The organism is Tenacibaculum sp. FZY0031 (genome assembly GCF_036350695.1).
Lineage (GTDB): Bacteria > Bacteroidota > Bacteroidia > Flavobacteriales > Flavobacteriaceae > Polaribacter.
In genome coordinates, this window is record NZ_JAZDVY010000008.1 from 126,669 (window position 1) to 152,313 (window position 25,645).

Here is a 25,645-nt window from a genome sequence, read left to right on the forward strand (position 1 = left end):
AGATGAAAAATATAATATTAGATTTTATAGCCATTGGTGTAGGTCCTTTTAACTTAGGATTGGCCTGTTTATCAGAACCAATTAAAAATTTAGAAGGAGTCTTTCTCGATAAAAAAGAGAAATTTGATTGGCATCCAGGAATGTTGTTAGAAGACACTACTTTACAAGTGCCTTTTATGGCAGATTTGGTAACCCTAGCCGACCCCACAAGTCCTTTCAGTTTTCTTAACTACATCAAAGAACAAGGAAGAATTTATTCTTTTTACATACGAGAGAACTTCTTGCTACTTAGAAATGAGTACAACCACTATTGCCAGTGGGTAATTAGCAAGCTTTCTAATATCTATTTTAATACAGAAGTTACGAATGTAGACTACGATCAAAAAGACGGTATTTATGAAGTTACGAGTGTATGCACAAAAACACAGGAAATTAAAATCTATAAAGCAAAAAAGCTGGTTTTAGGAACAGGAACACAGCCTTACATTCCTGTTTGTTGTAAAAAGTTAAAAGATACTGCCGTTCATTCATCACAATACTTGCCTAATAAAGAACAATTACAACATAAGAAAAGGATAACAGTATTAGGAAGCGGACAAAGTGCAGCGGAAATATTTTCTGATTTATTACAAGAAATAGATACTAAAGGGTATGAGTTGAATTGGATAACCCGTTCACCTCGCTTCTTTCCGTTAGAGTATGCGAAGCTAACGTTGGAAATGACCTCACCGGAGTATGTAGACTATTTTTTCAACTTACCAGCATCAAAAAGAGATGTACTCATTAAAAATCAAAAGCATTTATACAAAGGAATCAATCAAGATTTAATCGGGTCTATTCACGATACGTTGTACGCAAAACGAGTCGTATCAAAAGAGCCATTAAAAGTTTCATTACGCACCAACTCTGAATTGAAAACCACCAAGGTATTAGATGAGGGTATTAAACTTGAACTTCATCAGGTAGAACAAGATAAGTATTTTGAACATGAAACTGACGGATTAGTGCTTGCTACAGGGTACGAATATCAATTACCTGATTTTATAGAGGGAATTTCAGACCGAATTTTATGGGATTATCAAGATCGATTCGATGTACAACGCAATTACAGCATAGATAAAAACCACAATGAAATCTTTGTTCAGAATGTAGAGCTACACACCCATGGTTTTGTAACCCCCGATTTAGGGATGGCAGCTTATAAAAACTCTTACATCATTAAAGAAATCACAGGAGTAGAGCATTATCCTATTGAGCAAAAAATTGCTTTTCAGCAATTTGAAGTAACGCAGGAAGAAGAAATAGAACTCAATGTCTTTGCATAAAGGTATGAAGCTAAAAACATTTTTAATAGTAATGACGTTGGTTGCAGTAGTAAGCGATTATTTACTGCATCCATTTTATCCGCAGTTTTTCGAGCTTCGCTTTGGAATGACAAATCCTAAAAATGTAGGGTATTACTTTGCAGCTATCTGTTTTATGGTAATGATTGCGTTTCCTTTTTGGGCATACATTTCTAAAAAAGTGTCAGAATTAAATATCTTGGTGTACACTCAGGCGGTTGCAGGTATGTTAGCATTGTATTGCTATTATACCACATCGTATATTAATTTCTGGATAGTATCACTTGTCATGGTATTATTTAAAGGAAGTTATTTGTTAGTGTACCCTTACATTTTAAAGATTATTACCAAAGAAGAACACCCAAGTACAATTGGGTTACTTTCTGTAGTGGTGCATTTAGGAGGGATTTTAGGAGCGGTGTTAGGAGGATTAACGGTGGACTATATAAATCCGAGTAGCATTTTTTTAATTATGGCAGCAGGCGATTTTATTCAAATGACTATGAGTGGTTATTTATTAAAAAGTAAAAAATATGCTACCGACTTAATTATTTCAGAAGAACCAGCTATTAGCGATAAAAAAAGTATTCCGAAAGGCTTTATTTTAAAGCTAGGTCTAATCACATTGATACTATATTTCAGTGATTTTTTAATCAGGCCTTTCTTTTCAACCTACTGGGAAAGTTTTTCAATGTATAAAAGTAAATTGGTTTCTGGTACTATATATGCTATTCCAGGTTTTGTGGCTTTGGTAGCCTTGTGGATGAATAACAAACGAAAATCAGAAGGATACCAAGGAATTATAAATGCTTTATGTATAGGTTTAATAGGACTTGTGTTGCAAGGAATTCCTAATGAAGCAGCAGTTGTTTTAGGAAGAGTTATTTACGGATGGGCAATTTTTCAAGGAGTCGTGAAATTTGACATCCTATTATTTGAATTAAGCTCACCAGAGTCGTACTCAGTTGATTATAGTAAAATTCATTTCTTCCAAAATTTAGGCGTGTTACTAGCTTCATTAAATGTAGGGATTATAGTCGATAGTTTCGGTTTACGAATACCGTTTGTCATTGCATTAGGAGGGTTTTCACTAACACTAGTCTTATACTTTATCATGTTTAAATCGGTACGAAAAGTGCACAAACAATTAGCAAAAGCTTAGATGATGACAACAACAGATACCATCGCTTTTTCAAAAGAGTACAAAGACTTTGGAAGAATTACTATTCGTCCTTTTCAAGTACAAAAAGACAGTGTTTTTTTACAAAAATGGGTCACACAAGAGTACGCTGTTTTTTGGGGTATGCAAAATGCAACGGTAAAAGATGTTGAAGAAGAATATACTCAACTTACAACACCAGAACATTACGATGTTTTTGTAGGAATGTTTGATGACGAACCTGCATTTGTAGTAGAACGTTACAATCCACAATTAGACATTATTCATAATTTTTATAAAGCTCAAACGGCTGACTGTGGCGTGCATATTATTGTAGCGCCACCAAGAATTACTAAAACACCAAATTTTACATGGTTTATGTTTCGGTCTATTATGGATTTTGTTTTTACGAATTCTACTATCAATAGAATAGTAGTAGAACCCGATATTCGAAACAAAAAAATGTTTGCATTATGCCAACGCATAGGCTTTCAACTAGGAAACGTAATAGAATTGCCTAACAAAACAGCACAATTAGCATTTTTAACTAAAACCAATTACCAACAACAAACCCAATCCTTTTCACCCTTAAAAAGAAGTGCCATGAATACTTTAGATAATGTGGTTTCCCCACAGCAATCAACCCAACATATACAACCAGAAGTTTGGCAAAAAACCAACCAACTGTTAGTAAAAAAAGCATTATGTGAGTTTTCACATGAACTGTTAATTCAACCAACAATAATTCATGAACTAAACAACGGATATAAGCTGTACAAAGTTCATGCAGATAATATAGAAATCCAATATGAGTTTGAAGCAAAAGCAATGGCTTTGAATCACTTGATGATTGATGAAAATTCTATAAAAAGATATGTAAAAGAAGTTGAAGAAGAAATCGACGCAATCACGTTTATAAAAGAGTTTAGAAAAGCATTAGGAATTACTGATGAAAAAATGCCTGTGTATTTAGAGGAAATTATAAGTACACTGTACGGAAGCGCATTTAAGCTTACGAAAGGAAATCCAACAGCCAAAGAATTAGCAACAGCTGATTTTCAAACGATAGAACAATCTATGACGGAAGGACATCCTGGGTTTGTAGCAAATAATGGAAGAATAGGTTTTGATAGTAGCGATTATCGATCGTATGCACCAGAAGCAGGAAATTCTTTTTCGTTATTATGGTTGGCAGGACATAGATCAAAAGCAGTTTTTTCAGCAATAGAAGCATTGCCCTATGAAACTTTAATACACCAGGAATTAGATGTTGATACTATAGCACAATTCAATACAATAATTGAAGAAAAAGGCTTTAGTCCAAAAGAGTACTTATTTATTCCTGTTCACCCATGGCAGTGGTTTAACAAGCTAGCTACAATTTTTGCCTCTGAAGTTGCTAAAGGAGATTTAATCTGTTTAGGATATGGACCAGACCAATACTTGGCACAACAATCAATTAGAACGTTGTTTAACATTACCAACCCACAGAAGTTTTATACCAAATCCGCATTGTCTATTTTAAATATGGGCTTTATGAGAGGGTTACCTTTATACTATTTAGGAACCGCACCTAAAATGGCAGTTTGGTTAGAAGATTTGTTATATAACGATGCGTATATAAAGGAAAACGGATTTAAAATGTTAAGCGAAATAGGGTCGGTTAGCTATGTGAACCCCTATTTTAAAGAATTTGGCCCACATAACGATTACAATAAAATGCTAGCCTCATTATGGAGAGAAAGCCCATATTCAGTAGTTAAACAAAATCAAAAACCACTAACGATGGCAGCGTTATTACATATAGACCATCACGGAAAAGCATTGTTGCCAGAAATTATTAAAGACTCAGGAATTTCAATAGACGATTGGTTACGTAGTTATTTAAAAGCGTATTTGAGTCCTTTGTTACATTGTTTTTATAAGTATGATTTGGTGTTTATGCCCCATGGTGAAAATATTATTTTGGTAGTAGAAAACAATATCCCTGTGTATGTTTTACTAAAAGATATTACCGAAGAAGCCTGTATTTTAAGCCCGGAAGTTGAGCTGCCAGAAGACTTGAAAAGAATGTATGCGCCCGTTCCAGAAGATGTAAAATTACTATCCATATTTACAGATATGTTTGATGGCTTCTTCCGTTTTTTAACTCCAATTTTAGAAGAATATGCTAATTATAGTGAGCACCGTTTTTGGAAATTAGTTGCAGGGCATATTCAAGAGTACCAAGAGCAGTTTCCTCAATTATCAAACAAGTTTAAACAATACGATTTGTTTGCTGAAGACTTTAAACTTTCATGTTTAAACAGGTTACAATTAAATAACCACAAACAGATGATTGATTTAGACGACCCTGTTGCTCTACTTCAATTTGCAGGAAAGTTAAAAAACCCGATAGCAGCATTTAAAACTCAGGAAATATAATTATGGTTCAAACGTATCAAACAGTCTTCAGTAAAAAAATAACAGGGCTAGGAATAATAAGTATTCGTCCGTTTCAATTAGAAATTGATACACCAATGTTACATAGTTGGGTAACACAATCCTATGCAAAATATTGGGGAATGTTAGAAAAATCGTTAGAAGAAGTACGTGCCGAATATCAAGAAATTGAAAACAGCCCCCATCATCATAGTTATATAGGTCTGTTAAATGACACTCCTGTGTTTTTAATGGAATTATACAAAGTATCAGAAGATCTAGTCGCAAACTATTATAATGCACAAGAAAAGGATTACGGAATGCATGTTTTAGTAGCACCCGTAAAAAAAAGAATACCACAGTTTACATGGCATGTGTTTTCAACCATTATCGATTATTTTTTTAGTTTGCCACAGGTGGAAAGAATTGTCGTAGAACCCGATGTAAACAACCAAAAAATACACATGCTAAATAAAAAAGCAGGCTTTGTATACCAAAAAGAAATTGAGTTGCCTCATAAAAAAGCTGCATTGGCTTTTTGTACAAAAGAGATGTATCAATCAGCTTTAACCAAACTAAAACAACATGACAAATAATATAGCACATTTACAACCCGATGTATGGAAGTTTGTAAATCGTCAATTAATAAAAAAAGCCATTAGCGAGTTCTCTCACGAACTTATTTTAACTCCCGAATTTATTTTAGAAGAAGAGGATGGAGGTATATATCAAATAACGTCTGATAATAATAAGTTTATTTATCGGTTTAAAGCAAAAAAGTATTTGCTTGATCATTGGTTGGTTGACACAAAAAGCATCATCAAAAAAAATAAAACTTCAGAAGAAATTGATCTAGATGCCTTGCATTTTATAACAGAGTTTCAAAATACTTTAGAGATTCCCAATGAGTTTCTAGCAACTTATTTAGAAGAAATAACAAGTACACTTTCTGGGGCTGCATATAAGTATGCGAATGAGAAATTTTTAGCAAATGAATTAGCAGAAAGAAGCTTTCAAGAAATAGAGCGTGCGATGACTGAAGGTCATCCGTGTTTTGTAGCAAACAATGGTAGAATAGGATTCAATATTGATGATTATCATGTATATGCACCAGAAAGCAATCATCTATTTAAAATTGTATGGATTGCAGCTCATAAAAAATACGTCACCTATACAGCAGTTGAAGGTTATGAATATGAAAAACTTTTAGAAAGTGAGTTAGGAAAAGAAAAACTAGCCTCATTTAAAACAGTTGTAAAGAAGCAAAATCTATCCTTAGAAAATTACATTTTTATGCCCGTGCATCCTTGGCAATGGAGAAACAAAATAGTAGCTGTTTTTGGAGCAGACATTGCTCAAAAAAACATCATTCTGGTAGGTGAAAGCAATGATAAATTCTCTGCGCAACAATCTATAAGAACGTTATTTAATGCTTCCCATCCAGAAAAGTTATATACGAAAACAGCGCTGTCTATTTTAAATATGGGCTTTATGCGTGGATTGTCTCCATATTATATGCAAAGTACGCCTCATATAACTCGATGGATAACGGACTTGTTGGCAGATGATGCATACCTGAAAAAAAATGGATTTACCATGTTAGGAGAAGTGGCAACAGTAGGATATCACAATCATTATTATGAGGTATTAGGAAAAACAAATCCGCATAACAAAATGTTGTCTGCTTTGTGGCGAGAGAGTCCGTATACAAAAATTAGTTCCAACCAACGAGTACTTACGATGGCAGCTTTATTGCATGTAGATTATCAAGAAAATTCTTTGCTGGTATCTTTAATCGAAGCATCACCCTATGATGCAGGTATTTGGGTTCAGCGTTATTTAAAAGCTTATTTAGCTCCCCTACTGCATTGTTTTTTTAAGCACGAATTTGTGTTTATGCCGCATGGAGAAAATCTTATTCTAGTATTAGAAGAAAATACGCCCGTACATGTGTTAATGAAAGACATCACGGAAGAAGTAATTGTGTTTAATGAAGAAATGTACTTGCCTGAGCACGCTAAAAGATTATTTACTAAAACTTCTGATACAATGAAAATACTCTCAATTTTCACAGATGTTTTCGATTGTTTCTTCCGTTTTATGGCACAACAGTTAGACCGTTATGCGAATTTTTCAGAAGAAAATTTTTGGCAATTGGTGGCAGAATGTGTGTATGCATATCAAGAAGAGTATCCTGAGTTTTCAGAGAAATACGAACGATACGATTTGTTTGTTAATGAGTTTGACCGCTGTTGTTTAAACAGATTACAATTAAATAATACAAAACAGATGTTGAGTTTGGCTAATCCAATTCAGAGTTTAAAACTCAGAGGAACTTTAGAAAATCCACTAGCTAAATTTAGAAAAGAAGTGGCAAGTGAAATAATAGTACAGAAAATTTAAGAAAATGGATTTATCTTCTATTGAAACATTAGCGAGTAAATTGCAGTACATGAGTATAATAGTGCTTGTTTTACTGCTGGTTGAATGGGGAATTCTTATAGTAACGAGTCTTGTAGAAAAAAACAAGGAAGGTGTGGTTAGTATTGTTTCTTATTTAATACAAAGCATACCTTATTTACTGCTGTCAAAAGTATTTATAGTAGCAAGTATGTTTTGGTTGTATGAAAATAGGTTGTTTACCTTGGGATTTCAATGGTATGTTTGGATTGTTGCCTACTTATTATACGATTTTACAGTTTTTTTTATTCATTTTTTAGGGCATAAAGTTAGAGTTTTATGGTGCATACATGGAGTACATCATACAGCAGAAGAAATGAATTTAACAGTAGTTGCAAGAGGATCTATTTTTGATGTGTTTTTTACCCCTTTTAACTTTATTTGGTTGCCAATTTTAGGAATTCATCCACTGATGATTTTTGTAATAGAGCCCATTGCACGCCTATATGCTACACTAACCCATATAAATGAAAAAGTTATAGGCAAACAAAGATGGTTAGATAAAGTGTTAGTAACCCCCTCTGTTCATAGAGTGCATCATGCGAAAAATCATATTTATTTAGATAGAAATTATGGAGAAACTTTTAGCATTTGGGATCGCTTGTTTAAAACTTTTCAAAAAGAATTAGATGATGAAAAAATGTTATATGGAATTATGCACGATAAATTAAATAGCGAAAGCTTATGGCATGTACAGTTTTTATTGTGGAAAGAATTGTGGACGGATGTTAGAGATGCTCCAAAGCTAATAGACAAAATAAAATACATAATTATGCCTCCTGGATGGAATCATATCAATGGAGGAAAAAAAGCAAAAGAGTACAGAAGTGAAGCTTGGTTACACAAGAGAAAAGAAAAATCTAGTGAACTTGAACACAGGTTTTAAAATTAAGACTTAAGAAAAGAGTTTTTTCGAAACTCCTTTGGGGTTGTTTTTTCATACTTTTTAAAAGCAGCTGTAAAATGAGTAGGGTTTTTATACCCTACCATATCAGCGACTTCATAAATAGGCTTTTGAGTATGAATTAATAAACTTTTGGCCTTATTCATTCTTACTTGTTTGGTATAATTAAAAATCGTTGTACCAAACATTTTTTTAAACTCACTTTTTAAAATATTTTGATTTAATAACACTTTACGAGCAAGTTGTTGTATTGGTATTTGTTTGTTGATATTCGACTGGAGTATGGCTTCTGCTTTATGTACTTTTTTTAGAATGTTTTCATTAGGAGTATACCTTTTTTCAGAAAAAGTATTCAATTGTAGGTGTAATAATTCTAAAACTTTTGATTCTAAAAAAATACGTTTTAGGAATCCTTTTTGCGAATTAGAAAGCACGTCGATAATAATTTTCTCCATACTAGAGTTTAATTGTTGAGTGAAACAGAGTTCAAGAGATTTGTTATTTGAAAAAAGAGGCTGCATTTGATGTTTCTGTATAAAAAAATCATACAGTTTAATTTTAATTTCTAGTATTGGTTTGTCTCTGTAAAAAAAGGTTTTGTTTTCAATATTACTATTACACAAGAGACAGCATTCATTTCTTTCAAGAATAAAATCTTTTTTAAAATTAGAAGCTTTTATAATTTTTTCCCCTTTAATTAATACAGAAGATTCTAAAATGCTAAGAGAATCATTCGTAATAAAAAGAAAATCTTCTTTAAACGTGGCATTAATTATATTAATGAACAGTCCGTCAAAGTAGTAACTAGTTACTAATCCCCTACCATAAGTGGGGTTAATTGTATAGGTTGAGGTTTTTATACCACAGTCTAGAATTTCTGTTTGTAGTTGCAGTATCTGTCTAAACTGTGGGGTTTTGTTATTGGCAATAACTATTTCCATAAATTACGGGGGATATAGGAAACGGGGAATGAGCCTAAAGTAAACGATCTCTTAAAATTATTTGAAGAGATATAGGTGTATTGTCTTTAAACCTTATTAATTAGTAAATAAAAGAGCTTCATTTTTCAATTATTTTTTAGTCAAAAATATGCTAGTTTTTTTGAGAATTATCAGCTAATAATTGTTTGCGATTTTTATAATCTATAGGGTGTTTTGTAAAAGAACTCTTAGCCGTTACTTCTGGTTTAATCTTTATATAAATAAACAAGGCAGTAATCGAAATACCCAACCATAATAAATCAATCGTAAGAATATCAAATTGTTTGGCCTTGTAGGTGTTCCAAATCCAATTGTTAGAAACCATACCGCTAACTATTGGAATAAAAAAGCCTAGAATAGCTCCTGCTAATAAAGTAGCTTTATTTGTGAAATAATTATTTCTTTTGAATCTGAAATAAATAGTAACGAGCAACCAAACAACAAAAAACCAAGTATATAAAAGGCTCATTTTTTGAGTTTGATAAGCTTCGGGTAACAATTTTACCACCAAGAAAAATAAGGCAGTAATAGGATACAAAGACAAACAAATAGCAAGATAAATATGTCCTACTTTAGCTGTGTATAAGCGTTGCTTTAAACGCATACTTTTTTTGTTACGAGCTTCAATCCAAATCAACACCCCTGTAATAATTACAAAGCAAGTAATAAGAGCTAGGATAAAGTAGATAACTTTTACAGCAATACCGCCAAAGTTACCATAATGTAAGCGACTTACTGAAAGTTGAATGTCATCTGTATACTTACTTTCATTAGGGTTTCTTACAATCGAAGTTTTATCAGTTTCAAAATCATAAAATACCATTCCCGAACTTAAAAAGCGTTCTTTATAATCCAGTTCACCAATTAACCCATACTTCATATTAGTGCCACCATAGTTTTTAATTAAAACATAATTTGAATTAAAATGAGACCAACGGTTGGCATTTTCTTTTACAAACTGGTTTACACTAGGAATCTCTTTGTCTGTTTTAGCAATCCATTCAAAGGATTTACGGTCGGGACGTAAATCTTCCATTAGTTTATCTTGATCTCCACCATATAAAAAGTTTGCTGGCAGTAAAACAAATAAACTTAAACAGAAATAAGCAGCAGTAACAGCATACATAAACTGAAAAGGGAGCCCGATAATACCTAGAGCTGTATGTGCGTCTGTCCACACTCTTTTTAAAGCAATTTTAGGATTAAATTGGTAAAAGTTGGAAATAATTTTTTTCCAATGTACAATCACCCCAGTAACAATGGCAAATAAAAAGAATAAAGAAACAAAACCAGCAAGGTAAATTCCAATAGTGGGTATTTGTGTAAAGAAGTGTAAGCGGTATAAAAATTCTCCTAAGCCATACTTCTCTACATAACTAGCTGTTTCACCTGTATGAATATTTATAGCTTGATAGTTTTGATATTTAGCTTCATCAGGAATGTTTACTGTATCTTTTGCAGCGGAGGTTAACACATAAATGTTGTCACTTTTATGCCCTAAGTAAAAACGAATATCTCTACTCGTTAAATGATGATTTTCTGAGAGTTTTTTTAATAAAAAATCATAATCAATATTTTCTCGAGCAATATTTTGCGAATGCTTACCGTCTTCCCAGGCTTCAATTTCGTCTTTAAAAAGGGCAAAAGATCCGGTAAAAAAAATCACATATAAGGCTACACTTATAACAATACCACTAACGGTATGTGTATTGAAAAACACATTGTAATTTCTGTTACTCATTATACAAAGGGATTTTGTTGGTTTCCGAAGTAATAAACGATGTATAAGATTATTAAAGCTACAAGGTATATACCCCAAGCTTTCCATCCATTTTTAAACAGAAAAGGAATAATTAACAAAGCACCCCAAACAATAAAAATGGTATAGATAGAGGTAATTAATATTTCCTTTGGATTGGGTAACCACAAGACTAAACACATGTGTAGTAAGGCACTTATCATATATCCACCTATTAAGCCTGCAGAAATTTTAGCAAACTGCTGCCAAGGTGATTGGTTTAAATATTTAGAGTTAGCAGGCATGTTAAAAAAAGTATTCTATTAATAAGGTTAGCATACATAAAACAGTAAAAAACATATAGTTTACCACTCTTAAAGGGGTAATGAGAGTGATAAGACTTAAAAAGAGCGAAGTGGCAACAATCCATGTAATAATACCAGCAGAGAGTCCCAAAAGGGAGATTGCTAAAAACATTCCCAAAAGCAAAAAACAGAGTCCCGTTATTTTAGGACAAGGTTTAGTGTGCTGAAACCATTTTTGAAAGGCAAGATTATCAGCTGAATAAGCTTTTTCAGAGGAGTTGTATAAGTTATAGCATCCGAGAAAAATAATAAGAAAAGTAACTGTTTTCATAAGGGTTTATGGAAAGGACAAAACCCTAAACATAAAAGTTTAGAGCTTTGTGTTTGCAATATTTAATAATATGGCTATTCATGTTAGTTAAAACTTATCACTGAAGCTTATAGTTGGTTATTGATAAAATATGTAGCGCAGTGCCAAATAATTTTATAGTCATCTCCTTTGAAAGTGCCAGGAGTTTTTTCTTCATAAGTAGTTTCTACTGTATACATAGTTTTTTTAGGTAATTTGAAAGTAACGAGTCCTTTTTCGTCAGTTTTTTCTTTTACAAACCATTTACCTTCAGCAAACAATGTAACTTCTCCATATTTTAAGGCTGAATTTTTATACAATACTTTTAAAGTGATTTCATCAGTGTTTTTATGATGCTTTGGAGTGATATCAATAATTTCAATTCCTTTAGGGTTGGTACTTTTTAATTTACTAATAGAGTTGCCAACAACCACTCGTGCTTTTGCGTGATATTCTGGTTTAAAGATTGTATAATCGTATTTTGTATAGTCAAACACTTTTATTTTCTTGTTATCTACGGCAATAGTATAGGTTCCTTTTTGTTGCGGAACAAAAGAAGTGCTATAGTAATCGTTTTTAGCGATTGTTTGTAAAGAGGTCTTACTTCCATCAGGGGCGATTAACCAAATAGTAAAGTCTTTTACATTGTTATAATTATCTTCTCCTACCTTTTCAATAACACCTTCAGAAAATTCTCCGAAACGAATTTTAATTTCGTGTTCGTTGTTTAGTTTTCCTGTAGGGTTGGTTTCAATCCATAAGTAATGAGCAAAAGAATTACTAATTACTGTTAAAAATAGTATTGTTAAAATTGATTTTTTCATTTTTTAATAGTTTATAAAACCACCTAAGAAAATAGGTGGTTTTTAGTTTGTTAGAATAAGTTATAAGTAAGAGATACTCTACCATTAATTCCTGGTTCAGATTGCCAGTATAAGTACGTTCCGTAGTTTGCACCAGAATACAAATGTTTGTTTAAAATATTGTTGATATTTAAAGCAACACGTAATTTGTTGTTCTTCCAATGAATACCTCCATCCATTCTAAAGTAGTCTGGTAATTCTGTTTTGTTGTCTGCATTCCAAGCCCAAGAAGATCTATCTACTAAATATTGATATCCTAGAGAAAGGCCAAAACCTTTCAGGGCTGAATTCTCATTAAAGTTATAATTTAACCACCCATTAGTGATATGTTTTGCATGTCCAGCAATTCTTGTTCCTACGGTATTTGGAATGTCAGATTTTGCAATCTCAACATTTGTATTGGCGTAATTTAACAGTAAGTCCAATTCACTTGTAATGTGCGCTTGCATATCAAATTCAAAACCTTTCGACTCTACTTCTCCGAGTAAAATGCTAAACTGGCGGGTAGGATCGGTAGGATCGCTAGTAGTCATGTTGTTTTTATTGATAATGTATGCACTTAATGAAGCGTTTATTTTGCCGTTTAACCAATTGGTTTTTAAACCAGCTTCGTAAATAGTTCCTTCAATAGGATCAAATCTTTTTCCAGTATTATCAATAGCATCATTTGCTAAGAATGATTGGTCGTATAATCCATAAGCGGTAATTTGCGGAGTAATATCAGCACTCAAACCAATTCTAGGAGTGAATTTTTTAGTGGTAATATCCCCTTTAGGCTGTAATTCAGTATACCTACCCGCTAATGTTAAGCGTATTTTATTCTCTAAAAGGCCTATTTCATCTTGTGCGTACAAAGAGTTAATTCTTGTTCCGTAGGTATATAAACTAGCACGTTCTTTTAAAGGGGTACTTCTGTTAAATACTGGAAAAACTCGATCTCCATAAGTTGGGTTATAAATATTAAACGGATTTGCAGGGGTGTCTACCGTACCAGCTTGACTAAAATCAGCAAAATACTCTTTGTCGGTATAATCAAAGCCTCCCATCACTTTATGGCTAATAGCTCCTGTATTGAATTTTCCGTTCGCATACAATTGAAAGTATTCGCTTTCAGAAATAGCGTCCCATATACTTACACTTCTAATAGCATCACCATTATTTTGTATGCTACCTAACCAAGCAGAAGCTCCTTCTTGTGTGTAAAGCATTGTTACATATTTTGCTTCCACAGACCAGTTTTCGTTAAAGTTATGAGTTAGTTGGTTTAGTAAGCTAACTTCTTTAATATCAGTGTCTGGGAAATTACTATCAACCATAGCAAAATCTTTAGGGAGGCTACCAAACCCTTTGTCAACAGGGCCAAATATATAAGCTGCACCAATGAGAGTGTTAAGTTTTTGGAAAGAAAACTCGGTTAAGAAGTTAGTTTTATCTGTTATTTTATAAGATAAAGAAGGAGCGATACCTATACGTTCGGTATCTTCAAATTTTCTATGACTTCCTGTATTTTGATATAAAACATTTAAACGAGCTAATAAGCGCTTGTCACTTGTCAAAGCACCACCAAAGTCAGCCGCCGCTCTATAAGTGTCAAAACTACCAGCCATTAAGTTTACAGTTCCCATTTTTTCTTCTGTAGGTTTTTTGGTTACGACGTTGTAAAAACCTCCAGGTTCACCAGCAGCCATCATAAAGCCTGATGGGCCTTTGACAAACTCAATACGATCTACCATAAAAGTATCTTCAGATAATGGTCCCCATGAATCTTGAATATTGACTCCATTTCTAAAAGCAGGTAATCTGAATCCACGCATGTTAACACGAGCAAAATGTCCCCAATGCTCTATATTGCTAACACCACTAACGTTTCTAAATGCACCTTCTAACATGTTTGTAACAAGTTGATCTTGCAGTATTTCTGTGCCAACAACTTGAACGTTTTGTGGTAATTGTTTAATTGGAGTTTTTAAACGTAAAGAATTGGATACGTTGTTTTTAGCATACCTGTTTTTTACACCATCAATTGTAACTTCATCTAATTGATCAATTGCCTCTTTAAGAACAATTTTACCGAGGTTTTTAGATTCGTTACTCTTAAGTTTTACGGTAATTGTTTTTCTTTCAAAACCAACCATTGATAAATTAACTACATATTTACCTTTTTTTAAGTCTCTAAACTCAAACTCCCCTTTTTCATTGCTTACAAGCCCTTTATTAGTTGGAGATAGAGTTATATTTACTGAAGCGAGGAAATCATTATTGTCAGATACAATGATTCCCTTAATAGAATTGTTTTGGGCAACTAATGTTGTCGTAATAAATAAAAACAATACCAACGATATAGGTACAATTTTCTTCATTTTGTTTATTTATTTAGATTTAATAAAAATTATTTAACAAGGCAAATATATTCCAAGAGCCGTAAGTGTCAAAATTTATTTAGACTAATTTTAAATAAAAAAAACTAAAATTTTGAAATTTAATGAGATATCAACATCTTTTTAAATTTGGTATATTTGTAAAACGCAACTAAAAAACCTATTTAAAATGCATTGGAAAGATCTTTTAGCGCATTTAAAGTTTATGATAAAACGGAATCCAGAGTAACTATTATTGATTGATTTTGTGATTTAGTCACGATGTATGTAGTAAGTAGTATGAGCTGACTAAATAAAGGAAGAGTGTTAATTGTAAAATTAACATATTGTTGAATTATCAAATTAATTAAAAATGCCTTTTTATCATAAATTAGGAAAAATTCCACACAAGCGACACATTCAGTTTCGTAAAGAAGACGGAAGTTTATATTACGAACAATTGTTTGGTACGATTGGTTTTGACGGGATGTCTACCAACAGTTACCATGAATACAGACCAACTATGGTCAAAGAAATCCGCAAACAATATTCGGTAGCACCCAAAGTAGCGAAGGAAAATAATATTCAATCGTATCGTTTTAGAGGATTTCAAGTACCGCCAGAAAATGACTATTTAAAAAGTAGAAAAGTAGTACTTACCAATTCTGATTGTAATATCATTTTAGCAGCTCCAAAAGAATCTACCAAAGAATATTTTTACAAGAATACCGATGCAGATGAGGTAATTTTTATCCATAAAGGAACTGGGAAATTACGTACGATGTTAGGGAACTTAGATTTTAAATACGGTGATTACTTAGTAATTCCTCGAGGAATTATATATAAATTAGATTTCGATACGGAGGATAACAGGTTGTTTATTGTAGAATCTTATCGTCCAGTATATACTCCTAAAAGATACCGTAACTGGTTTGGTCAATTACTAGAGCACTCGCCATTCTGTGAGCGTGATATCCGTAGACCAGAAGAGTTAGAAACCCATAACGAAAAAGGAGATTTCATTATCAATGTGAAAAAACAAAACGAAATTATTGAAATGGTGTATGCAACCCATCCTTTTGATGTTGTTGGGTATGATGGATATAATTATCCGTATGCTTTTTCAATTCACGATTTTGAACCTATAACAGGGCGTATACATCAACCACCACCAGTACATCAAACTTTTGAAACAGATGCTTTTGTCATCTGTAGTTTTGTCCCAAGATTGTACGATTACCATCCACAAGCGATTCCCGCACCATACAACCACAGTAATATTGATTCTGACGAAGTACTGTACTATGTAGATGGAGATTTTATGAGTAGAAACGACATTGCACCAGGTCATATTTCATTACATCCGGCAGGTATTCCTCACGGACCACATCCTGGAGCTACTGAGAGAAGTATCGGTGAAACTGTAACTGAAGAACTAGCAGTAATGGTAGATACTTTTAAGCCGTTAAAAGTAACTGAAGAAGCGATGAAAATAGCAGACGAAGATTATTATAAATCTTGGTTAGAGTAGCTCAGCATACATATAAATATGACAATTTGAAAATGTGTCAATTCAATTTTCAAATTAACTAATTATCAAATTTTCAAAATAGAGAGAAATGTCAAAAGAAATAAAATCAGTAAACTACGGTTTAGAAAAAATATTTGAAGGAGCACAAGACTTCTTACCACTTTTAGGAACAGATTATGTTGAATTTTATGTAGGAAACGCAAAACAAGCAGCACATTTTTATAAAACAGCTTTTGGTTTCCAATCACATGCTTATAAAGGGTTGGAAACTGGTTCTAAAGAAGAAGTAAGTTATGTGTTAAAACAAGACAAAATCAAATTAGTTTTAACAACACCATTAAACAGTAAATCACCAATTAATGAGCATATTGTTAAACATGGTGACGGAGTTAAAGTAGTGGCACTTTGGGTTGAAGATGCAAGAAAAGCATATGAAGAAACGACTTCAAGAGGAGCGAAGTCATATATGGAGCCAACTGTTGAAACAGATGAGTACGGTGAGGTTGTAAGGGCAGGAATATACACGTATGGGGAAACAGTTCATATGTTTGTTGAGCGTAAAAACTATAACGGAACATTTTTGCCAGGATTCCAAAAATGGGAATCAGATTATAACCCACCAGCAGCAGGGTTAAAGTATATCGATCACATGGTAGGGAATGTTGGTTGGAATCAGATGGACGTTTGGGTAAAATGGTATGAAGATGTAATGGGATTTGAAAACTTCTTATCATTTGATGATAAGCAAATTCATACAGAATACTCAGCTTTAATGAGTAAAGTAATGTCTAATGGAAATGGAAGAATTAAATTTCCAATTAACGAGCCAGCTGAAGGGAAAAAGCGCTCTCAAATTGAAGAGTATTTAGATTTTTATGAAGGAGCAGGCGTACAACATATTGCAGTAGCAACTGATGATATTATAAAAACAGTAAGTCAATTAAAATCTCAAGGGGTAGAGTTTTTATCAACTCCACCAGAAGCATATTATCAAGCAGTTCCTGGAAGGTTAGAGGAATTTAGTCATGAGTTAAGAGAAGACATTGAAAAACTAAAGTCTTTAGGAATTATGATTGATGCCGATGAAGAAGGGTACTTATTGCAAATTTTTACAAAGCCAGTTGAAGATCGTCCTACATTATTCTTTGAAATCATTCAACGCATGGGAGCTCGAGGTTTTGGAGCAGGAAACTTTAAAGCATTATTCGAGTCAATAGAAAGAGAACAAGAATTAAGAGGAACGTTATAGACTAATAGATAATAGAAAAAAGAGAAAAGAAAATAGATGGTTTTACGGTCTATTTTCTCTTTTCTCTTTTCTTTTTTCTCAAACAAATGTAAAATGAGCAAAGAAGAAATATTAAAAGCAATAGAAGAAAAGTACGATAAATTAGGGGTTCCTGTTGAAGCAATGCTCGAAGGGCTGCTTTGGAGTGAGCCTATAACCTATTGGGATTATATTCAAACAGATGCCCTTTTAGGGTTGCAAATACCCCGAACTACATTACCAGATGAAATGGTATTTATCATGTATCATCAGGTAAATGAATTGTTGTTTAAAATGATTTTATGGGAAATTGAACAGGTGGCAAAATCATCAGAAATTTCTGCAGAAAAGTTTTCAAAACACTTAATGCGTATAAGCCGTTACTTTGATATGTTATGCAGCTCGTTTTCAGTTATGGGTGATGGAATGGATGTAGACCAATACTTAAAATTCCGTAATACACTAACTCCAGCAAGTGGATTTCAAAGCGCACAATATCGTAAAATTGAATTTGCTTCTACAGACCTTATTAATTTAATAGACGCTCGTTATAGAGATACAATTGATAGAAATTCGTCGTTTAAAAATGCTTATGATCACCTATACTGGCAGGCAGCAGGGAAAAACTACTCAACGGGACAAAAGACAACGCTTTTAAAGTTGTTTGAGAAAAAGTATATGGGTGATTTTATAGATTTTATGGAAGATTATAACGATTGTAATCTTTCAAAAAAATTCAAGCAATTGCCTGAAGAAGTTCAAGAAAATGAAGAGCTAATCAAGGCAATGCGTCATTATGATTATACAGTAAATGTAAAATGGGTAATGGCACATTACAATGCTGCAGGAAAATATTTGGGAGGAAGTGATGGAGATATAGAAGCTACAGGAGGAAGTAACTGGCGTAAGTACTTACATCCAAAATACCAAAGAAGAATTTTCTTTCCATATCTATGGAACGAAGAAGAATTGAAAAACTGGGGAACTTTTTAAACTCCCCCTAACAATAAAATAAAAGCTGTTTAATGTTCTGTTAACCAGCTTTTTTAAATTTTGGAATGGTAATTGTCTATGAATTTTCATAAGTTTGAACATTATGAGGAAAAGAATATTATTTTTTACATTTTTGGTAGTTGCACAAAATTTTTTTGCACAAAGTAAACCACAAGCCTATAAAAGTGGTGAATGGCTTCGTTTTGATATGAGTTATAGTGGCTTTTTAAAAGCAGGAACCGCTGTTTTGCAACTAAAAGAAAAGAATTTAAATAACCAAAAAGTATTGCATGCTATAGGAACAGGTAAAACAACAGGTGTAATTAGCTGGTTCTTTAAAGTTGATGATCGATATGAGAGTTATTTTGGAATAGATAAAGTAGAACCTTATTTGTTTAAAAGAAAAATAGATGAGGGAGGACATAAAAAGAACCGTCATATCACTTTTAATCATAACAAGAATACAGCATATGTGCAAGATTTTTTGAAGAAAAAAGACACATTGATATCTGTTAGATCTCCACAAGATATGATTTCTACGTTCTATTTTCTAAGAAGTCAAGATACTGAAAGTTTAAAAAAAGGACAAGAAATAAGGTTAGATATGTTTTTTGATGATAAAAGTTATCCATTTAAATTACGATTTTTGGGGTACGAAACAGTTAAAACCAAGTTTGGAAAGGTGAAAACACAAAAATTTAGGCCTTTGGTACAGGCAGGTAGAGTTTTTAAGGCAAAAGAAAGTGTTACTATTTGGATTACTGCAGATGATAATAAAATACCCGTAAAAATGAAAGCTTCTTTAGCTGTTGGTTCACTTCGTGCAGAATTAGATGCTTATAAGGGCTTAGCGAATCCTTTTGAAATAATAATAATAGACTAAAAACATGTTAGCTGTTTAAGATTTGTTAAAGTAGGAGAAAAAATAGTATTTATTTGTACTTTTGCGCATAAACTCAAATTTAAAGCAGCTTTTTTTTGAAAAAAATCATTTTCACACTCATTATTGTAAGCCTTTTCTTTTCTTGTAAAAAAGAAAAAAAGGTCGTCGTACAAGAACCTGTTAAGATAGAAAAGCCGAAGCCAATTATGGCTTACGGGTTTAATTTAGATAACTACAAGGTTATTAATGATACAATTAAGAGTGGAGAAAGTTTTGGGGTTATTATGGATAGACATCATGTGATGTATCCTAAGATTAATGAAATAGCAACCAAAATAAAAGATACTTTTGATGTTCGAAGAGTACGCTCTGGAAGAGCATATACAATTTTAGCTTCTAAAGACACTTTAGAACAAGCCCAAGTTTTTATTTATAAACATAATAAAGTGGAGTCGACTGTTATCAATTTTTCAGACTCCATAATTTCAGCGTATAAACACAGAAAAAAGATAAAAACGGTTGAAAAGGAAATAGCAGGTAAAATATATTCGAACTTATCAGTTACGATGGATAGTTTACAGTTAAAGCCAACATTAACAAATACGGTTGCAGATATTTATGCCTGGACATTGGATTTTTATCGTTTGCAAAAAGGAGACACATTTAAGTTGATTTTTGAAGAAAAGTTTATCAACGATACTACTTTTGTCGGATATGGCAAAGTTAAGGCGGCAATTTTTAAGCATAACGGAGAAGATTTGTATGCTTACAGATATGTAGCCGATTCGGTAAAAAAAATTCCTGAATATTACGATCAAGAAGGAAATATGTTACGAAGAGCATTTTTAAAGTCACCGATTAAATTTCAATATAGAATATCATCGCGTTATAATTTAAGAAGACGTATAAAGTTATACGGAAACAGAGTTAGAGCTCATAAAGGAACCGATTTTGCTGCTAGGTACGGAACTCCTATTATGACCACTGCAAGTGGAACCGTTGTAGAATCTGCAAGAAGAGGAGGGAATGGGAACTATGTAAAAGTAAAGCATAATAGTACTTATACAACACAGTATTTACATATGAAAAGGAGGAAAGTTAGGGTTGGCGAATATGTTAAGCAAGGAGATATTATAGGTTGGGTAGGTATGACGGGTAATACGAGTGGCCCTCATGTTTGTTACCGTTTTTGGAAAAATGGGCGACAAGTAGATCCATTTCGTGAAAAACTGCCTTCTGCTGAGCCGTTGGATCCAAAAATAAAACCCGCATATTTAGAATATATAAAACCATTAAAAAGACAGTTAGACAGTATAACCTTACCGCAACCAGAACCCCTATCTTTTAAAGAAAAAGAAATCTTAGCTACGAATTAACTATGCCTTTACAAAATATAAATCCAACAGAAACCAATGCTTGGACAGATTTAACTAAACATTTTGAAGAAACGAAAGATTGTGAATTAAGAGAGTTGTTTCGTATCAGTAAAAGCAGAGAAAATGAGTTTACAGTTTGCTTGGATGAATTGTTTGTGGATTACTCAAAAAATAGGATAACACAAGAAACAATTGACTTGTTGATTTCTTTAGCAGAAGAAGTTGAACTAAAAGATGCTATTGAAAAATATTTTTCAGGAGATAAAATTAATGTAACAGAGAATAGAGCGGTATTACATACTGCTTTAAGAAGTAGTACTGATGTTCCTGTTTTTGTTGATGGAAAAGATATAAGACCTAAAATTAAAACAGCTTTACGAAAGATGAAAGCTTTTAGTAATAAGGTTATTTCAGGTAAGTGGAAAGGATATACGGGAAAATCAATTACAGATATTGTCAATATTGGTGTTGGCGGATCAGATTTAGGTCCTAAAATGGTTGTTGAAGCATTACAGTTTTACAAAAATAAGTTAAACACTCACTTTGTATCAAATATTGACGGAGATCATGTTTCTGAAATTTTAAAAAAGATAAACCCAGAAACAACCCTTTTTGTTATTGTTTCTAAAAGTTTTACAACCCAAGAAACTATTAACAACGCAAATACGATAAGAGATTGGTTTTTAAAATCAGCTACTGTTTTTGATGTTTCCAAACATTTTGTAGCAGTGTCGTCTAATATGAAAGCAGTTGATAATTTTGGAATCGACAAGAAGAATGTATTCCCAATGTGGGATTGGGTTGGAGGTCGATTCTCTCTTTGGTCAACCGTCGGTTTGTCAATTTCTTTATCCTTAGGGTTTGACAATTTTGAAGAATTGTTAAGAGGTGCTGAGAAAATGGACGAGCATTTTAAAACAGCTAATTTCAATGAAAATATACCCGTTATATTGGCTCTTTTAAGTATCTGGTATAATAATTTTTTTGGAGCTGAAACAGAAATGATATTACCTTACAGCGAATATTTAGAAAAACTTCCGACTTATTTACAACAGGCTGTGATGGAAAGCAATGGGAAAGATGTAGATAGGAATGGAAATCGAGTTGGTTATCAAACAGGAACCATTGTTTGGGGTGGGACAGGTGTGAATTCTCAGCATGCCTTTATGCAGTTATTGCATCACGGAACTAAATTAATACCAGTTGATTTTATTGGTTTCAAAGAACCGCTACATCATTTAGAAGATCATCATGAAAAATTGCTTGCAAATTATTCTGCGCAACAGGATGCATTAGCTTTTGGGAGAACAAAACAAGAAGCCCATTTAGACTTAAAGACAAACAATCAATTAAATCAGGTTAATAGTCTTTTACCGTATAAAATTTTTAAAGGAAACCACCCTAGTAATTCAATAGTTTTTAAAAAAATAACTCCCTATTCTCTGGGGATGCTTTTAGCGATGTATGAACATAAAATTTTTACCCAAGGAGTTATATGGAATATATTCTCATATGATCAGTTTGGTGTAGAATTAGGAAAAGAACTAGCTCAAAAAAAACTTAGAAACGATTAAATACTGCTCAATCGTATTTCTTTTTGGTTTTTTAACATATATATAGATTTTGTTAATAAGGGTGTTGAAAATTAAATCGCTGTTAATCAGTGTTTAGTGTGCATTTTTGTATATTACCTTGTCTTAATTTCTTGTTAAAACTTAACATTAAGTTAATATTAGCAATAGGTAAAAGCGGGATATTTGCACCTGCATTTAATAACAATTAGATTAAAAAATGAAAACATTTAAAAATGTATTACTTGTAGCTTTGTTCTTTGTAACAGCTACAGTTTTAGGTCAAACAAAAATTACTGGTACAGTAGTTGACGAAATGGGGGAACCATTACCAGGAGCTAACGTTGTAGTAAAAGGAACTACAAACGGATCTGCAACTGATTTTGATGGAAAATTCATACTAAACGCTAGTTCTAATTCAGGAGCAGTAGTAGTATCGTTTGTTGGTTATACCAACAAAGAAGTTTCTTTTTCAGGAGCTTCTGATTTAGGAACAATTGCTTTAGAGCCTTCTAATGTGTTAGGAGAAATTATTATCACTGGAGTTGTTGATATAGCGAAAGATAGAAGTACACCAGTTGCTGTTTCTACTATTAAAGCTGCTGAAATTCAAGAGAAATTAGGATCAAAAGAATTTCCAGAGATTTTAAACACAACTCCTTCTGTATATGCTACTAAACAAGGAGGTGGTTTTGGAGATTCAAGAATCAATATTCGTGGTTTTGATCAAAGAAATACTGCAGTTATGATTAATGGTATGCCTGTTAATGATATGGAAAACGGATGGGTGTATTGGTCTAACTGGGCAGGTTTATCAGATGTTACTTCTGCAATGCAAGTACAAAGAGGTCTAGGTTCTTCTAAATTAGCAATTTCTTCTGTTGGTGGTACTATAAATGTATTAACTAGTTCTGCTGATAAGAAAGAAGGAGGTAGAGTTTATGCTAGTGTAGGTAATGATAACTACTTAAAAACAACTGTTTCTTACAACACAGGTTTATTAGAAAATGGTATGTCTGTTTCTGCTTTATTTGGTAGAACAAATGGAGATGGTTATGTTAATGGTACTGAATTCGAAGGGTATAGCTATTATTTAGCATTTGGATACAGACCAAATGATAATCATAATTTACAACTAACAATTACTGGTGCGCCTCAAAGGCATAACCAAAGAGGCTTTGCACCAAGTATAGCCACTTATATTCAGTATGGTAGTAATGGAGAACCAAACAGAAGATATAATTCTGATTGGGGTTATAGAAATGGAAAAGAAGATACTTTTAGTGGAAACTTCTATCACAAACCAGTAGCATCTTTAAACTGGGATTGGAACATAAATGATAACTCTAAGCTGTCTACAGTTTTATATGCTTCTTTAGGACGTGGAGGATCAATTGGTTCTTTAGGACGTATAAATGGGAATCAATCATATTCTAACGATTTAAAAGATAGAAATGGATTAATTCGTTTTGATGATATCGTAGCATGGAATTCTGGACAATCAGTTCCTGATTTTGGAAGTGATAGAGAAGGATATACAGGAGGAGAAGGTGGCCCAGCTTCTATTCAAGGACAGTTTATTAATGGGAATAACAGTAATACACCTCATAGTAGCTTAATACCTGGATACGATAGAAACTGGAGATATAGTCCTGAGAATGGAATTACTCAAAGATCTTCAATGAATTCACACAACTGGTTTGGGGTTATTTCTAACTTTAATACAAAATTAAATGAGAATTTAACACTTGATTTTGGTGTTGATTTAAGAACTTATAAAGGAATTCACTATAGAAGGTTAGTTGATTTAATGGGGGCAGATGCTTACATTGATAATGATGATATAAATAATTTAGGTAATGTAGTAACAGAAACTTATGAGCCTTCTATTTCAAACATCTTAAATGTATTTTCCAATGTAGATGACGAAGTAAAAGTAGATTATTACAATGACGGTAAAGTAAACTGGCTAGGCGGATTTACTCAGTTAGAGTATAAGAATGACGATATTTCTGCATTTATTCAAGCAGCTGTTTCTCGTCAAGGTTTTAAAAGAATCGATTATTTTAACTATTTAGATTCTGACCCAGAACAAGAGTCTGATTGGCAAAATTTATGGGGAGGAAACGTAAAAGGTGGTCTTAATTGGAATATAAATGAAGAGCATAACATTTTTGGTAATGCTGGTTTCTATTCTAAGCAACCTTTATTTGATGCGGTTTTCCCTAATTATAATGATAATAACGTAAATGAAGGGTTAACAAACGAAAAAATCTTAGGATTAGAAGTAGGTTATGGCTTCCGTCATGAAAACTATAGTGTTAACTTAAACTTATATAGAACATCTTGGAAAGATAGATTCTTAAGAGCATCTGCTACTTTTAATAGAGGTCAAGCGAATGAAGTAAGAGGTACTGCTAACTTAGAAGGCGTTGAACAAGTTCACCAAGGTGTTGAGTTGGATGCTACTGCAAAATTTGGAAATTTAACAGTAAGCTTAATGGGGTCTATAGCTAATTATGAATATGGTGCGGATGTAACTGCTACGTATTTTGATGAATCAAACAACCCTGTTTTAGTTAATGGTCAAGAACAAACACAAACTTTATACTTAGATGGTAAAAAAGTTGGTGATGCACCTCAAACTACTTTCAGATTAGGATTTGATTATAAAGTTACAGAAGGTTTAAGATTTGATATTAGTAGCTTTTATGTAGGAAGTTTATATGGTGGAGGAATTGATCCAGAATCTTTCGGAGCAAGCTCAACTGATTCACCATCAGATATTTTAGAGGCTAAAAATAGAAAAACTATTCAGTTACCAGGTTATGCATTAATAGATACTGGATTATCGTATAAGTATAGTTTTAAAAATAATAGCTCTATTGGATTAAGATTAAATGTTAGTAACTTAACTGACGAATTATACATGTCAGAATCTGATACGAATATCGAAGCTAAGCCTGGAGATGATACTTATAGAGGAATTAATACAAATAACAGGGTATATTTCGGATTAGGTAGAACTTGGAATATTGGTGTAAATTATACATTCTAATTACCAACCTATATAAAATATAAAACCACCTCATATGAGGTGGTTTTTTTATGCATAAAATTCAGTATTTTTACACTAACTTAAAAT

18 protein-coding genes are annotated in these 25,645 nt (G+C 32.7%); 13 read left to right on the plus strand and 5 right to left on the minus strand.

Annotation, left to right across the window (positions count from 1 at the left end; translation table 11 throughout):
* Nucleotides 1-2 precede the first annotated feature (2 nt).
* From V1T75_RS12720 to V1T75_RS12745, 6 genes are read left to right on the plus strand one after another with little or no spacing between them, the layout of a single operon-like run.
* A complete protein-coding gene (locus V1T75_RS12720; protein WP_330488902.1) occupies nucleotides 3-1,325 on the plus strand; it encodes a lysine N(6)-hydroxylase/L-ornithine N(5)-oxygenase family protein in 1,323 nt (440 codons plus the stop codon).
* Nucleotides 1,312-2,505 (plus strand): MFS transporter, encoded by a 1,194-nt coding sequence (locus V1T75_RS12725; protein ID WP_330488903.1) that lies wholly within the window; start codon nucleotides 1,312-1,314, stop codon nucleotides 2,503-2,505. The genes V1T75_RS12720 and V1T75_RS12725 overlap by 14 nt, the downstream gene beginning before the upstream one ends.
* Nucleotides 2,506-4,926 carry a GNAT family N-acetyltransferase gene (locus tag V1T75_RS12730; protein WP_330488904.1) on the plus strand — a complete coding sequence of 807 codons (2,421 nt, stop codon included), beginning with the start codon at nucleotides 2,506-2,508 and terminating at the stop codon, nucleotides 4,924-4,926.
* Nucleotides 4,927-4,928: 2 nt separating this feature from the next.
* Nucleotides 4,929-5,519, plus strand: coding sequence for a GNAT family N-acetyltransferase (locus V1T75_RS12735; RefSeq protein ID WP_330488905.1), 591 nt, complete (start codon nucleotides 4,929-4,931; stop codon nucleotides 5,517-5,519).
* Entirely contained in the window at nucleotides 5,509-7,326 is a 1,818-nt protein-coding gene (locus V1T75_RS12740) for an IucA/IucC family protein (protein WP_330488906.1), read from the plus strand. Before V1T75_RS12735 ends, V1T75_RS12740 begins: the two co-directional genes overlap by 11 nt.
* Before the next feature lie 4 nt (nucleotides 7,327-7,330).
* Complete coding sequence (locus V1T75_RS12745) at nucleotides 7,331-8,269, plus strand: sterol desaturase family protein (protein ID WP_330488907.1); 939 nt, start codon at nucleotides 7,331-7,333, stop codon at nucleotides 8,267-8,269.
* 2 nt (nucleotides 8,270-8,271) lie between these two features.
* Here V1T75_RS12745 and V1T75_RS12750 read toward each other — a convergent pair whose 3' ends face one another.
* The 5 genes from V1T75_RS12750 to V1T75_RS12770 form a co-directional block, all read right to left on the minus strand.
* Entirely contained in the window at nucleotides 8,272-9,228 is a 957-nt protein-coding gene (locus V1T75_RS12750; protein ID WP_330488908.1) for a helix-turn-helix transcriptional regulator, read from the minus strand.
* Between the two features lie 151 nt (nucleotides 9,229-9,379).
* Nucleotides 9,380-11,008: a PepSY-associated TM helix domain-containing protein gene (locus tag V1T75_RS12755; protein ID WP_330488909.1), complete on the minus strand. Its 1,629-nt coding sequence runs from the start codon at nucleotides 11,006-11,008 to the stop codon at nucleotides 9,380-9,382.
* Complete coding sequence (locus V1T75_RS12760; RefSeq protein WP_330488910.1) at nucleotides 11,008-11,310, minus strand: hypothetical protein; 303 nt, start codon at nucleotides 11,308-11,310, stop codon at nucleotides 11,008-11,010. Before V1T75_RS12760 ends, V1T75_RS12755 begins: the two co-directional genes overlap by 1 nt.
* 438 nt (nucleotides 11,311-11,748) lie before the next feature.
* Nucleotides 11,749-12,483: a DUF4198 domain-containing protein gene (locus V1T75_RS12765; RefSeq protein WP_330488911.1), complete on the minus strand. Its 735-nt coding sequence runs from the start codon at nucleotides 12,481-12,483 to the stop codon at nucleotides 11,749-11,751.
* A gap of 50 nt (nucleotides 12,484-12,533) precedes the next feature.
* Nucleotides 12,534-14,882: a TonB-dependent receptor domain-containing protein gene (locus V1T75_RS12770; protein WP_330488912.1), complete on the minus strand. Its 2,349-nt coding sequence runs from the start codon at nucleotides 14,880-14,882 to the stop codon at nucleotides 12,534-12,536.
* A gap of 370 nt (nucleotides 14,883-15,252) precedes the next feature.
* Here V1T75_RS12770 and V1T75_RS12775 point away from each other — a divergent pair, with 370 nt between their 5' ends.
* The 7 genes from V1T75_RS12775 to V1T75_RS12805 all read left to right on the plus strand — a co-directional run bounded on the left by V1T75_RS12775 (nucleotide 15,253) and on the right by V1T75_RS12805 (nucleotide 25,558).
* A complete protein-coding gene (locus V1T75_RS12775; RefSeq protein ID WP_330488913.1) occupies nucleotides 15,253-16,410 on the plus strand; it encodes a homogentisate 1,2-dioxygenase in 1,158 nt (385 codons plus the stop codon).
* A gap of 88 nt (nucleotides 16,411-16,498) precedes the next feature.
* Nucleotides 16,499-17,659 (plus strand): 4-hydroxyphenylpyruvate dioxygenase, encoded by a 1,161-nt coding sequence (hppD, locus tag V1T75_RS12780; protein WP_330488914.1) that lies wholly within the window; start codon nucleotides 16,499-16,501, stop codon nucleotides 17,657-17,659.
* Nucleotides 17,660-17,752: 93 nt separating this feature from the next.
* Nucleotides 17,753-18,670, plus strand: a complete 918-nt coding sequence (locus V1T75_RS12785; RefSeq protein WP_330488915.1) for a tryptophan 2,3-dioxygenase family protein — start codon at nucleotides 17,753-17,755, stop codon at nucleotides 18,668-18,670.
* A 103-nt stretch (nucleotides 18,671-18,773) separates the two neighbouring features.
* Nucleotides 18,774-19,553, plus strand: a complete 780-nt coding sequence (locus V1T75_RS12790; RefSeq protein ID WP_330488916.1) for a DUF3108 domain-containing protein — start codon at nucleotides 18,774-18,776, stop codon at nucleotides 19,551-19,553.
* 95 nt (nucleotides 19,554-19,648) lie between these two features.
* The gene (locus V1T75_RS12795; protein WP_330488917.1) at nucleotides 19,649-20,929 is read left to right on the plus strand and encodes a peptidoglycan DD-metalloendopeptidase family protein; all 1,281 of its coding nucleotides are present in this window, start codon (nucleotides 19,649-19,651) and stop codon (nucleotides 20,927-20,929) included.
* A 2-nt stretch (nucleotides 20,930-20,931) separates the two neighbouring features.
* A complete protein-coding gene (pgi, locus tag V1T75_RS12800) occupies nucleotides 20,932-22,503 on the plus strand; it encodes a glucose-6-phosphate isomerase (RefSeq protein WP_330488918.1) in 1,572 nt (523 codons plus the stop codon).
* Nucleotides 22,504-22,720: 217 nt separating this feature from the next.
* Entirely contained in the window at nucleotides 22,721-25,558 is a 2,838-nt protein-coding gene (locus tag V1T75_RS12805) for a TonB-dependent receptor (protein WP_330488919.1), read from the plus strand.
* The last annotated feature ends 87 nt before the right edge of the window (nucleotides 25,559-25,645 follow it).